We start from the raw sequence: 12,819 nt of genomic DNA on the forward strand, positions 1-12,819 counted from the left end.
GAATCCAACCTGAATTTTAATCAGAAAATATGCTGGCAATTTCATTATAGGAAAGCGTTTCAACCCAGTATCTGTGGGAGTATCTTTGGGTAGAGTAGAGGGCAGGAAATACCTGCCCTCTACTCTACCTACTGCTCTACGATTAGAAGCATTTACATCTGAGCCAAATTGGTAATGAGGTTGTATGTAAACCAACCATCACCTGTCTGGAATGACTGCGGTTTGGCTGTTTGCGCATCCCTTTGCACCCCAATTCCATCAGAAAAAGGCTCAAAGGTAACAATCTTGTTGTAAGCAATGCGAAACCGCTTTGATGGTCCGGCAAAGTAAATGTGCTTATTTGTGACACCCAACAAGCCCGTATCTGCGTGCACGGTTTCAGACGTCTGAACGCGCTCTCCTTTAAAGACACCAGTTCGATAATACAGTCCTCGTGCAATACGAACGCTTACACCTTGAGACCCACCAACATAACGGGTTCTGGTCTTCTCTTCATAGTATTTGACGCCCTGGAACACCCATACGACTTTTTCTGATTTCTGCAAATTGAATGGTAAGCCGCCATCAATTTTCATTCTTTCTGGCAAGTTACCATCCATTATGTCGCGCAGAACAGCACCCTTTACCAGTTTTGAGTACGCACCATTTCTATCAAGAATCTGCTGCGGCAATGAAAAGTGCTCCTTCAATTCACTGAGTGCAGATTCTTCTTCCTCGGAAAGCAGGCCGTTGTCAAAAGCAATATCTACCGCTCTTTCCCAACCAGACGCCACTAGAGAATCCAAGGTATCTTTATCTATAAAACTTGTTGAGGCAACGTGCTCAATTGAATTTTCCAATCGGTGTAAGTCACCACCTTCAGCACCGATTTTGCCGACAAGAGAGATAACTTCAAATTTTCCCTGTTCGTGTCGTTGTTTGCACTCTTTGTGTGTTTTCTTCAAAAAACCGGCGGCTTTTCCGCAGTAAATGCATTGCCCCATCATTCATTCTCCTTCTGTTCTTCTGATCTTGCTTTGGAAAGTGCGGACGCAAGCAGCCCGGCCGGGACAGCTACTATCCCAAGGCCTATCATAAGAATCAAAAATGTGAAGATTCTTCCTCCAACAGTGATAGGGTAGACATCTCCATAACCAACCGTAGTCAGCGTGGCGACAGCCCACCAGAAACTATGAAATATGCTCTTAAACTGTTCCGGCTGTGCTTCATTCTCGAAGTAGTAAATTCCAACTGCGGACAAATAGAGCAACATCATTGTTACAACTCCGAATATTACAATCTCTTCTTTTGCTATGAAAAAGGCTCTGCTAAAGCGCCGCATTGCGCTGTTGTATCTGATAAGCTTGAATGATCGAAAAAGACGCAGCATCCTCAGGATTCGGAGAGACCTCAGATCGATGCCGAGCGATAAATAGAAGGGAGCGATTGCGATGAAATCTACTATGCCGTAGAAGCTAAGAATATAGTCAACCTTCCTATCGGAGACGTATATTCGTACAATGTACTCAAGCGTGAATATCGAAACAATAACCGTCTCAGTGAGTGACAGTAACCGAGTTGTTGCGTCACTGAGATTTGGTACGGTTTCAGTTGAAAAGGTGATTACTGAGGCAACTATCAAACACTGAATGGTCAAATCAAAGATTCGCCCAGCCTTTGTGTCACTTCCCTCAATTATCGTCTTCAAGTTCATTTGCTGCGCACTTTTCTTGGTTTCTAACGTGGGCGTAACCGGTTGCTTTTGGAGCGCCAGCGGAAAAAGCAATCCGAGTTAACGCATTGGTGTACGCCCGGCATGGGCGTGAACTTATGGGGTGCAAGTCCCCTGTACGGTGAATCCAATCCCGTCTTGAGACGGGGTCACGAAAGTACTAGCCTACGGCAAGGGCGTCTCCGCGAGGAGGGGTCGGAGGAAGCCCGAGCGCAAAGCTATGAGCCGACGAACAGAAACAGAATACAAGGCCGGTTCTCCGGGCCAGTCAGCACAACATGACGAAGCCCGCGGATTCAGGAGTCCAGGTAAATGCTGCGGTTGTGTAGCGACAGTTCACGTTCTTATCCGGGGAGACCTGTCCGGCTGGCCGCTTTCGATCCTTGGAAGCTGCGCCCTGCATGGCAACATGCCGGGTGACCGGGCAGGAGTCAGCAGAGGCCATAGTAGGCGCAGGACGTTGCCGTCCGCGATCCGGCAACTGGAAACAAGCCGGGGAAGAACCCCGGAAGCCTTACCCCGCCGAAGGGCCGAACACAGAACAGGAAAGGAGCCCCTATGAGCTTTCAGGACACGACGAACCCGACCGGGGGAGTGCCCATGGAGCGCGTCACGGACCGGCCAATTCCGGAGCATCACCTATTGGAGCGGATTCTCTCCCGCGAGAACATGGAATGGGCGTGGAAACGGGTCAGGGCCAACAAGGGCGCACCCGGCGTCGATGGCATTACCATCGATCAGTTCCCCGCCCAGACCAGACCCTTGTGGGCCGAAATCCGCGCATCGCTGACGACAGGCCGTTACCTGCCGCAGCCGGTTCTCAGGGTGGAAATACCGAAACCCACGGGCGGAATGCGTCCGCTGGGTATTCCCATCGTGCTCGACCGGCTGGTCCAACAGTCCATCGCCCAGATCCTGACGCCGATCTTCGATCCGGAGTTTTCCGAGTCGAGCTTCGGTTTCAGGCCGGGCCGCTCAGCACAGGATGCGGTGCGGCAGCTGCGGGAGTATCTCCGACAAGGGTACCGATTTGCCGTGGACATCGACCTTGCCAAGTTCTTCGACACGGTCAATCACGACCTGCTCATGCAGTGTGTGAGCAGGAAGGTTCACGACAAGCGGGTGTTATCCCTGATCGGCCAATACCTCCGGGCCGGGGTAGTGGTGAACGGGCGGCTGGAAAAGACCACCATGGGCGTCCCCCAGGGCGGGCCTCTTTCACCGCTGCTCGCCAATATCCTGCTGGACAATCTGGACAAGGAGCTTGAGCAGCGCGGACACCGCTTCGTCCGTTACGCCGACGACTTCGTCATTCTGGTGAAGAGTCCGCGTGCCGGGCAGCGGGTCATGCAGAGCGTCAGGCACTATCTGACGCGCACACTCAAGCTCACGGTCAACGAAGACAAGAGTCGGGTCGCCAAAAGCGACCGCCTCCGCTTTCTTGGATTCGCCTTCAAGGGAACCCGCATCCTCTGGTCGGACCAGGCGTACCAGGAATTCCGTCGCCGGGTCAGGAAGTACACCGGAAGAAGCTGGTTCGTCTCCATGAAGTACCGGTTGCACAAGCTGTCTACGTACCTCCGGGGCTGGATGGGCTACTTCGGTATCTCCGAACAGTACCGCGACATCCCGGAAATAGACGGTTGGATCAGGCGGCGGGTGCGGATGTGCTACTGGAAACAGTGGCGACGGTGCCGCACCAAGATTCGGGAGTTACTCAAACTCGGTACCCTCCTGGGTACCGCCATCCGCGCGGGCCTGAACAGAAGCGGCCCGTGGGCGATGGCCCGAAGACTGGCCGCCCAGTCCGGTATGACCAACCAATGGCTGAAGGAACAAGGTCTCATCTCTGTCAAAGAACTGTGGGTGAAGATCCATTGCCCGGCTACGGCCCGGTAACTCTGTGAACCGCCCGGTGCGGACCCGCATGCCGGGTGGTGTGGGGGCTGGGGGTTAAAAACCCCCGGCTACCCGATTGGGTGGATATTTTTACTTTAATTGCCAGGCTTACCCTAAAAAGTCGTTAAGTGACTTTTCGATGCTTTGAATGCTTAGCCTAAAGTACTGCATTTCATCTTTGTTGATTTCTTTCGCATGAGCATCCGCTCTTAATTTATTGATTGCCCTCAATTTTGCTAACAAATCATCCTTGTCAGGACCAAAAGCATTTTTAAAACAGTCCCAGTGCTTACTTATTATTTTTTCGAAATCCGAAAACAATATCCCTGAGAGGTTGCCATTAAAAAGATCCTTATATGCTAAAGCAGAGCATTTACTTTTTCGAGGTTCTCCAAAAATTTGCAGGACGCAGTTCCGTGCTTGCTCCCCGCCTAAGTGTGATTGAATTTGAATGCGACAGAGCGTTCTCAGTTGTTTTTCAAGAGAATTTCTGCGCTCGGACACTTCTGCCCACATTTCCTCTTGGGTTTGATTAAGTTTCTGGTATTTGGATTTCGCTAAAAGGTGCTCTTTTATAGCCTCAATTTGAAAACAGAAACGTCCTTGATTTTCACCTAAGATTCCATAGCCCAGAAGGTGGTTTGTGTAAAGCGGACTAAGTTGTGCGAAATCGTCAAATGTTTTTGTGTCCCCGCATGCGAGATACCGGAGCATTTCGTACTCATCTGGGAAAAACTCATTGAGAACATTTAAAATCATCTCTAGAAAGTGATTGTAATCGCGGAGGAAAATGTCTTTTGCCCTAGCGTATAGAGTTTTGTCTATGGTTGCCGGACGCTCGGAGCCACATATTGAGTTGATAACGCTACATAAATGGCGTATCAGGTACGGATGACCACCAAAGTCTTCTGTAAGTTTTGAATAAATTACCTCGTCAAATTGAAGCCCCATAATGCGACCAAGTCTTCTCACCATTTCCCTGGTTTGGGGCACATCGAATCTTGGTATGTATTCGATAGGTATTTGACCAAAAATTGGGTTGTCTTTACCGTGAACTCTTTCCAATTCAACACAAAGTGGGTTTGTCCCGACAAGTAAATAGGAAAAAACCTTTTCAAGTTTTTGAAATAATGACCGTAAGGTTTGCCAGAAGTAAACAAAGTCCATATCTTCTGACCAGTGTTTTGATGGTGAAACTCCTGGCGTAATATTCTCAATTTCATCGAAAATAATTAATATATTCGAGTTGTTGACCTCTTTAGAAAACTTCGTAATGCATTCTTCAAAATATATTGAGGCCTTTTCTTCCGTATACTGATCTTCTGGCCTAATTCGTTGATTTAGTTTGAGTTGTCGTTTTATTTCACTTAAAACATAGTACAAAGCCATATTCCATTTAGATCGATGAAAAGCAGGGTTTTGACAATCAACAAAGACCGATTTAGCACCAATTCGTTCTAAGGCCCTTTGAACACCGAAAATAACAGATGTTTTCCCGGTCTTACGTAAGCCAAAAAGCCCTGAAACTTGGTTGCTCCGATGTCTATTGACTAATTCATGGACTAAGTCGGTACGGCCGAAGAAATAAAGGTCCTTCTTTAGTGGGGCCTCAGATGCAAAAAGATCTCTTGTATAAAAATGCCTTTTAAATCGATTTCTAAAAAAGAAATCGTCAGCATTGCTTTTAAGAAGTTCATGGTATGTGAATGGTATGACTATTTGTGATTCTTGATCGTTTTTAAGAAGTTCTGTAAGTTTTGCTTCTATGTCTTTGTCTTTACTAACGACTATAGCACAAATTCTTTCTAAGCGAAGTGCCTGGTGTAATTTGAAGGCAGCTGATATTGCATCAAGTGTTCTTGGTTCAAAATTTTCATAAGAACTAAATATTAATACCATTTCCCTTTCAATATTGAACATCTGCTGAAAGTGGTCTACGGGTTTAATTAGAATGTACCTATAGGAACTTGATGGTCCCAGCTTTAGTTCAGTTCCACCGTTTGTTACATACCACTCTTTCCCCAAGCGTTCTATGATCCTCCTTTCTTCTTCAGGGAAGTCAAACAACCTTATTTGCGGGTGTATTCCTGGCGTTACGCGATCTTCCATGATTTATATTCCTTTGATTTATAAATTTTTACACCCAACGTTTTAGAGTTTTTGCGGCGCGAAGCCGCCGCCAAAACTCATGTTGGACTGAACCGCTGGGTCTTGGCGACCCTCGTGTCCCTATGGTAATTCAACGGTGCTTCATTGGGACTTTCGCCGAAAATGTTAATACTTTTTGGTCTGCTTGGCAATGAATGAGTGACAACACATCGGATTTTGCGCCATTGGAAGGGAGAATTATGGCTAATCGGGAGCCGTATTCTTGTCTGGTTCTCGCTTCCCGACGTACCTCCGGATGTCCGTCGGGGAGTGTCCCGCGAGTCAAAGGCCGCCCCTGCTCGGCGGTATCTGCCGGACTGCGGACCTGTTTCATGGCGGCGCTCTGGGCAATCTGGGCAAAAGGCCGATGACGATCATCCAGCCTTCACTGCATTTGGGACAGGGCCGGGCCATTTCCCTTTTGGGTCCATCCTCTTGAGCGGCCGGATTTTCCCCCTTGCGACGCTTCTCCGGCCGGTTCAGCAACAGCTGCACCCGTCTCAGCAGATGGCGGTTGGTCGGACTGAGCAGCCCGTAATAGCGGACCTTGTTGAATCCTGGCGGCAGGACATGCTGCAAAAACCGCCGCATAAACTCCAGGGGGGCCAGGCTGGTGTTCCGCCATTTTTGGCTGAGGGCGTCTTTGTAGCCGAACCCGATCCGGTCCTGGCTGACCGTGGTGATCCGGCGGTTGCTGATGGCCACCCGATGCACGTAACGCCCCAGATAGCGCAGGACCTGTTGGCCGCCGTGGGGCGCCGGTTTGCAGTAGACCACCCAGTTCTTCTCCCACAGGGACGGCGGAAAGACCAACTCGGGATGGGCTTTGCGAGCAAGGGCCATGAATTTGGCGCGGAAAATCCGGGACAAGGCCTGGACCGGGACCAGATAGCCTTTTCGGGCGACTCGCCACTTCCCTTCCGCGCTCAAGCCCCCGGCCGGGATCAGGCAATGGACATGGGGATGGAAGACCATGGCTCCGCCCCAGGTGTGCAGCACGGCGAGCAGGCCGATCCGGCCGCCGACATAGTGAGGGTCGGCCGCCAGTTCGATCAGCGCCTCGGCCGCCGCCTTCATCAACACGCCGTAGAGGCTTTTCTGGTGGCGGCGCACCGTCTCCCGCAGGGCCTCGGGCAGGGTGAAGATGGCATGGGCATAGGGGACCGGCAGCAGCTCGGCCTGTCGCTGTGTCAACCACCGGGCGGTGTCGGTGGCATGGCACTTGGGGCAGCAGCGATGGCGGCAGGAGTGATAGACCCGGTGCCGGTGTCCGCAATGCCGGCACTCGGTCACTTGGCCGCCAAGACACTCGGTACGGCAAGCCGCAATGTCCCGCAGGGCGCGGTGATGACTGGCCGGCATGCGCCGACCGAACCGCTCCAGATAGTCTCCCCCAAAGAGACGGAAGACGTCTGCCAACTCGGGCATGGCCGGTCTCGGCTACAGATCGGCCATGAGATGGTCAAGCTTCCGGTTCAGGTTGCCCATCACCTTCTCCGTCAGGTGTGCATAGACGGTGGTGGTCTGGGCGCTATCATGGCCGAGCAGGGTCTGGATCACCCGCAGGTCGACAGCGTGTTCCAACAGGTGTGTGGCATAGGAATGCCGCAGGGTATGCACCGAGGCTTTCTTGGGAATGCCGCTGGACAGCAAAGCCATTCTGAAGGCTTTTTGCAAGGCGCTGATACTGATGGCGCCCCGCCGGTCCCGGCCGGGAAACAGCCAAGGTGAATGCCTTTGGGCGCGACGGTAGCGCTGCAACAGTTTCAAGGTCTGTTGCGGCAGGGGCACCGAACGGTCCTTGCCGCCCTTGCCGTTGCGCACCCAGACCAGCATCCGCTCGCTGTCGATATCCTGAGGTTGCATGCGCACCCCTTCGGAAATCCGCAGGCCACAGCTGTAGATCAAGGTCAAGGCCATCTTCACGATGGGGTTGTAAATATAACTGAGGATCGATTGCACTTCCCCGAAGGAGAGGACCACGGGGAGTTTTTTGCGCTTGGCCGGCCGCACCAGGTTGAACAGGGTCCAGGGCCGTTCAAGGGTCTTCTCGTAAAAAAACCGGATGCCGCTCAGGTGGATGGTGACGGTACTGCGGGCGGCCTTTTTTTCGTTGATCAGATGGAGAAAGAACTGCCGGATCTCCTCTTCGTTCAGCAAATCCGGTGAGCGCCGCCAAAACTTGGCCAGAGCCTTTACCGCTGCCACATAGCATTCCTGGGTCTTGCCCGCCAGACCGTGCAGCTGCATGTCCTCGATCATTCGACGCCGAAGCTCGCTCATGACATCCTCCTTTGTTGGGGTTTCCAACAACGCTACCAGGAGGATCGGAGGACACAGCCCCTATGAAAAAAGACAGCATGAATATGCTGCCTTTCAGGCTACCGCGAAGCGGTTTAGTTCAACAGTTTGGATAAGTGGAAAATTTTCCGCCATATCAACCCTATAGCAGGCAAAATTTTCCACTTATCGCGATATTAAAGGGGAAAAAGTGGAAAATTGCTGCCAAACTTTTCCATGTACTGTTACTATAAAAATTTCCAAGAATGTATGAGCCAAAAATTCTACCAGGGCAGCAATATAACCCATGTCCCAAATTCTCACAGTCAACCGTGCGTCTCATGCACCCCAGCAACCCCCATAAAATGAAAGGCCACGTATTTTTATAGACCTTAACCTCCGCCCCGTCAATCCCTTTTAATGTTTATACGTTTGCCAACCCGACACCCGCCACCCAACAACAAATTCCCCATCCAACTGTTGTCCCCAGCCGGGTTTTGGGAGTAGAATGACGGCCATTTTCCAGCAGAAAGAGGTTTGCCATGTCCAACAAGATGGTGCTGGTCACCATGATCGGGCCGGACCGGGCCGGAATCATTGCCGCCGTGGCCGGTTGCATTGCCGCCGCCGGGGCCCGCATTCGGGATATCGAACAGAGCGTCGCCCATACCATGGTCTCCCTGGCCGTGCTCATCGAATTTGCCGACGCCGCCAGCGATCAGCAGCCGCTGCTCAAGGATTTGCTGTTTCTGGCCAAGGAACTGGGGCTGGATCTCGATTTCGAGGTGGTGGACAGCGCCGCCTACCAGTCCCGCACCGCGACCTGCGACAGTTATGTGCTGACCATGCTCGGCGCCGAAGTCAACGCCGCCGTGCTGGCCCGGGTCGGGGCCATCCTGGCCGCCGACGGGGTCAACATTCAGCGCATCAACAAGCTGACCCGCGGCCGGTTGCGCTGCGTGGAGTTCGTGATTCAGGTGCCCGAGGGGCTGAGCATCCAGTCCCTGACCCGGGAATTGCTCAACGCCGGCGCCGGGCTCGGCATCGACATCGCCCTGCAGCAGGAGAATCTCTATCGCCGCGCCAAGCGTTTGGTGGTGATGGACATGGATTCGACCCTGATCCAGGTCGAGGTCATCGACGAGTTGGCCGCCCTGGCCGGCATCGGCGAGCAGGTGGCGGCCATCACCCGGCGGGCCATGAACGGCGAACTGGATTTCCAGCAGGCCCTGCGTGAGCGGGTGGCGCTGCTGGCCGGGCTCTCCAGCGAAGCCCTGGAGGAAGTCTACCGGCAGCTGCCCCTGACCCCCGGTGCCCGCAACCTGGTGAATATCCTGCGCCGGTTGGGATTCAAGACCGCCGTCATCTCCGGCGGCTTCAGCTTCTTCACCGATCGCCTGCAACAGGAACTGGGCCTCGACTACGCCTTTGCCAACGACCTGGTGGTGGAAAATGGCCGGGTCACGGGCGAGGTGCGCGGCCCGATTGTCGACGGGCAGCGCAAGGCCCAGCTGCTGGAGGAGATCGCCGAACGCGAGGGCATCGCCCTGAGCCAGGTCATCGCCATCGGCGACGGCGCCAACGACCTGCCCATGCTCGGCAAGGCCGGGCTGGGGGTGGCCTTCAACGCCAAGGCCCGGGTGCGGGAGCAGGCCAGCTACCAACTCAACCAGCCGAATCTCGATTCCATCCTCTATCTGCTCGGCATCGCCGAATGGGAGATGGCGGAGCTGGGCCGGTGAAACTGCCCCAGCCGTTGCTGCCTGGCCGCCTGGTGCGGCGTTACCAGCGCTTTCTGACCGATGTCGAACTGGACGACGGCCGTCTGGTGACGGCCCATACCCCCAACACCGGCAGCATGCGCCAGTGCGCCGTGCCCGGGCATCGGGTGCTGGTGTCGCCCAGCAGCAATCCGAATCGCAAGCTGGCCTATACCCTGGAACTCATCGAGGTGGGGGGCTTCTGGGTGGATACCCACACCCAGCGCAGCAACCGGGTGGTGGAGGAAGGCCTGCGCGCGGGCGTCATCCCGGAGCTGGCCGGAGCCGCCGTACGGCCCGAATATCCCTTCGGCGACAGCCGCATCGATTTTCTGCTGGAATGGCCGGAACGGCGCATGCTGCTGGAGGTGAAGAACGTCACCCTGCTGTGCGACCCGACCACGGCCTGCTTTCCCGATGCCGTCACCACCCGCGGCCAGAAGCATCTGCGCACCCTGACGGCGGCGGTGGAGCAGGGCTGGGAGTCGGCGGTGCTGTTTTTGGTTCAGCGCGGCGAGGCCCAAGCCTTTACCCCGGCCGACGCCATCGACCCCGAGTACGGCCGCCTGCTGCGCCTGGCGGCGGCCAACGGCGTGCTCCCCCTGGCCTGGCAGACCCATGTCAGCCCCAAGGAAACGGTGCTGGCGCGACCTTTGCCGGTTTGCCTGGACTGACCCCTTCACCGGCGGCAGAAGACTACCTGTTCAGTCTCCCGGTTCCAAAAGAGGCCAAAGGTTCTCGTACTCGTACTCGTTCTCGTTCTCGTACTCGTACTCGTACTCGGTCCCAAAAACAAACACGACAACCAAACCCCGCTCCTCAACAATCCGCCGGACGGAGGATATGCCGAATGCGCGCCGTCGGCCTGATCACCGAATACAATCCCTTTCATAACGGCCACCTGCATCACCTGCGGGCCAGCCGCGAGGCGGCCGGCGCCGAGGTAGCGGTGGCGGTCATGAGCGGCCATTTTCTGCAGCGCGGCGAACCGGCCCTGCTCGACAAGTGGCGGCGGACGGAAATAGCCCTGCGCTGCGGCGTGGACCTGGTGCTGGAACTGCCCTTCGTGTTCGCCTGCGCCAGCGCTCCCGATTTCGCCCGCGGCGCCGTGGCCTGCCTCGACGCCCTGGGAGTCGAGGCCCTCTGCTTCGGCAGCGAGGGGGGCGACCTGGAGGGTCTGCAACGCTGCGCCGCTTTCCTCGACGAGCGGGCGGCGGACATCGAGACCGGCAGCGCCGCCCTGCTGCGCCAGGGACTGAGTTTTCCCGCCGCCCGGACCCGGGTGGTGGCGCAGCTGGCGGATGGTGCGGTCGACGGCGAGCTGCTGGCGACCCCCAACAACATCCTCGGCATCGCCTACCTGCGTGCCCTGCGCTCCCTGGGCAGCGCCATCACCCCCCTGACCATTCCGCGCCTCGGCGCCGGCTACCACGACCTGACGGTCGGTGCCGGCAACATCGCCAGCGCTACGGGCATCCGCCGCCGTCTGGCCGACGGCGAAGCGGTAACCGGTCTGCTGCCGGCGGCGGCGGAAGAGAGCGTCCGTCAAACGCTGGCGGCGGGCCTGAGCCCCGATTATGATCTGCTGCACCGCCTGCTGCTGGCCCGGCTGTTCCAGGGCCGGGACGCCCTGCGCTCCCTGCACCAGGTGGAGCACGGCCTGGAGGGGCGCCTGTTCAAGGCCGCCATGGCCAGCCGCAGCTGGGAGGACCTGGTGCAAGGGGTGAAATCCCGTCAGTTCACCCGCACCCGCATCCAGCGTCTGCTCATCTATCTGCTCAATGCCGTACCGGCCGACGAGGCCGCGGGGTTGCTGGCCGGCGGCCCGCGCTACCTGCGCCTGCTCGGCAGCAGCGAACGCGGCCGCCGCTATCTGGCGACGGTGCGCCGCCGCGCCCGCCTGCCGCTGCTGGCCAACCTGTCGCGCGCTCGCGCCCAAATGCTGCGCCATTACGGCGGCGAGACGGAAGCCTTCCGCCAGGCCCGGAGCATGCTCGATCTCGATGTGCGGGCGACCTGCAATTATACGTTGCTGCTGCCGGGCTGGCAGGGGGAGCGAAGGGATCGGGATTATTTTGAAACAGCAAGGCAGACTGAAGGCTGAAGTCCGAAGGCTGAAGGCTGAAGAAAAGCAGGCTGAAGTCCGAAGGCTGAAGGCTGAAAAGAGGCAGGCGGAAGGCTGAAGTCCGAAGGCTGAAGGGAGGGCAAAAGCGTTCTAACACAGAGGTAAGACGCAAGGGGTAAAAATACGCCTCACAAAAAGATTTTCCTTCAGTCTTCAGCCTTCGGACTTCAGTCTTCTATCCTTCAGTCTTCAGCCTTTCTCTATTCAGCCTTCGGACTTCAGTCTGCTCTTTCCACAATCAAATTCGGCAGTTCGTCGCGGTTGTCGGGGCGGGGCGGGAAGCTTTCGGCGAGGAGATCGCCGCAGCGTTCGATGGCGCGGCACAGGGCGTCGCAGGCCTGGCCGCGATGGATGCCTTCGCTGATGACGGTGACGATTTCATCCCAGGTGTCCTGCGGCACCACGGCGTTGATGCCGCGATCCGCCAGCACCTGGACGCGGTGCTCGAACAGGCAGATGAGGATCAGGATGCCGGTGGCATCGCGGGTGTGATGCAAGCCGCGCTCGACGAAGGCGGCCAGGGCCTTGTTGGTCACCGCGGCGTCGATTTCCGCCGCGGACAGCAGGGAGCGCTTGACCGCCGGCAACCATCGCAGCAGCCAGCGGCAGGGCAGGTAGAGCAGCAGGAAGGCCGGTAGAAAATACCACAGGGAGGCGTTCCACAGCTGCCAGCTGAGCAGGGCCGCCGTGGCCAGGGCGAAACAGCCGCCGGCCACCACCTCGGCCTGGGCGTAGTCGTCGGCGGCGCCGACCAGCATGGGGACGATTTCGCCGCTGGTGCGCTGTTCCACGCTCTGCACCGTTTCCACGATGCGCTGCCGCTCTTCGGGGGTGAAAAAGCGTTCCGCCCGGTTTTTCATGCCCGGTTCCTCCTTGCCTGCACCTGAATCACAGAA

10 protein-coding genes are annotated in these 12,819 nt (G+C 56.1%); 4 read left to right on the forward strand and 6 right to left on the reverse strand.

Going from position 1 to position 12,819, the window contains the following annotated elements:
• Nucleotides 1–152 precede the first annotated feature (152 nt).
• Together JQN68_RS01210 and JQN68_RS01215 are read right to left on the reverse strand one after the other, a co-directional pair.
• Complete coding sequence (locus tag JQN68_RS01210; protein ID WP_225071322.1) at nucleotides 153–986, reverse strand: hypothetical protein; 834 nt, start codon at nucleotides 984–986, stop codon at nucleotides 153–155.
• Nucleotides 983–1,693, reverse strand: a complete 711-nt coding sequence (locus JQN68_RS01215) for an ion transporter (RefSeq protein WP_225071323.1) — start codon at nucleotides 1,691–1,693, stop codon at nucleotides 983–985. Before JQN68_RS01215 ends, JQN68_RS01210 begins: the two co-directional genes overlap by 4 nt.
• Before the next feature lie 576 nt (nucleotides 1,694–2,269).
• Between JQN68_RS01215 and ltrA the strand changes: the two genes are divergently transcribed.
• Nucleotides 2,270–3,610, forward strand: a complete 1,341-nt coding sequence (gene ltrA, locus JQN68_RS01220) for a group II intron reverse transcriptase/maturase (protein WP_249620963.1) — start codon at nucleotides 2,270–2,272, stop codon at nucleotides 3,608–3,610.
• A gap of 108 nt (nucleotides 3,611–3,718) precedes the next feature.
• Here ltrA and JQN68_RS01225 read toward each other — a convergent pair whose 3' ends face one another.
• The 3 genes from JQN68_RS01225 to JQN68_RS01235 all read right to left on the reverse strand — a co-directional run bounded on the left by JQN68_RS01225 (nucleotide 3,719) and on the right by JQN68_RS01235 (nucleotide 8,041).
• Nucleotides 3,719–5,719 (reverse strand): ATP-binding protein, encoded by a 2,001-nt coding sequence (locus JQN68_RS01225; RefSeq protein ID WP_225073206.1) that lies wholly within the window; start codon nucleotides 5,717–5,719, stop codon nucleotides 3,719–3,721.
• 369 nt (nucleotides 5,720–6,088) lie between these two features.
• The gene (locus JQN68_RS01230; protein WP_225073205.1) at nucleotides 6,089–7,186 is read right to left on the reverse strand and encodes an IS91 family transposase; all 1,098 of its coding nucleotides are present in this window, start codon (nucleotides 7,184–7,186) and stop codon (nucleotides 6,089–6,091) included.
• Nucleotides 7,187–7,198: 12 nt separating this feature from the next.
• Nucleotides 7,199–8,041, reverse strand: a complete 843-nt coding sequence (locus JQN68_RS01235) for a tyrosine-type recombinase/integrase (RefSeq protein ID WP_225073204.1) — start codon at nucleotides 8,039–8,041, stop codon at nucleotides 7,199–7,201.
• Between the two features lie 539 nt (nucleotides 8,042–8,580).
• Here JQN68_RS01235 and serB point away from each other — a divergent pair.
• The 3 genes from serB to JQN68_RS01250 all read left to right on the forward strand — a co-directional run bounded on the left by serB (nucleotide 8,581) and on the right by JQN68_RS01250 (nucleotide 11,902).
• Complete coding sequence (gene serB, locus JQN68_RS01240) at nucleotides 8,581–9,780, forward strand: phosphoserine phosphatase SerB (RefSeq protein WP_225073203.1); 1,200 nt, start codon at nucleotides 8,581–8,583, stop codon at nucleotides 9,778–9,780.
• On the forward strand, nucleotides 9,777–10,472 hold the full coding sequence (sfsA, locus tag JQN68_RS01245) for a DNA/RNA nuclease SfsA (RefSeq protein ID WP_249620964.1): 696 nt from the start codon (nucleotides 9,777–9,779) through the stop codon (nucleotides 10,470–10,472). The genes serB and sfsA overlap by 4 nt, the downstream gene beginning before the upstream one ends.
• Nucleotides 10,473–10,648: 176 nt before the next feature.
• Nucleotides 10,649–11,902 (forward strand): tRNA(Met) cytidine acetate ligase, encoded by a 1,254-nt coding sequence (locus JQN68_RS01250; RefSeq protein ID WP_249620965.1) that lies wholly within the window; start codon nucleotides 10,649–10,651, stop codon nucleotides 11,900–11,902.
• 239 nt (nucleotides 11,903–12,141) lie between these two features.
• Here the strand turns inward: JQN68_RS01250 and JQN68_RS01255 are convergent, their stop codons facing one another.
• The gene (locus JQN68_RS01255) at nucleotides 12,142–12,783 is read right to left on the reverse strand and encodes a TPM domain-containing protein (protein ID WP_225073200.1); all 642 of its coding nucleotides are present in this window, start codon (nucleotides 12,781–12,783) and stop codon (nucleotides 12,142–12,144) included.
• Between the last annotated feature and the right edge of the window lie 36 nt (nucleotides 12,784–12,819).

The sequence above is a fragment of the Desulfuromonas sp. CSMB_57 genome (assembly GCF_020194955.2).
In the GTDB taxonomy this organism is placed as follows: domain Bacteria; phylum Desulfobacterota; class Desulfuromonadia; order Desulfuromonadales; family Syntrophotaleaceae; genus JAFCIY02.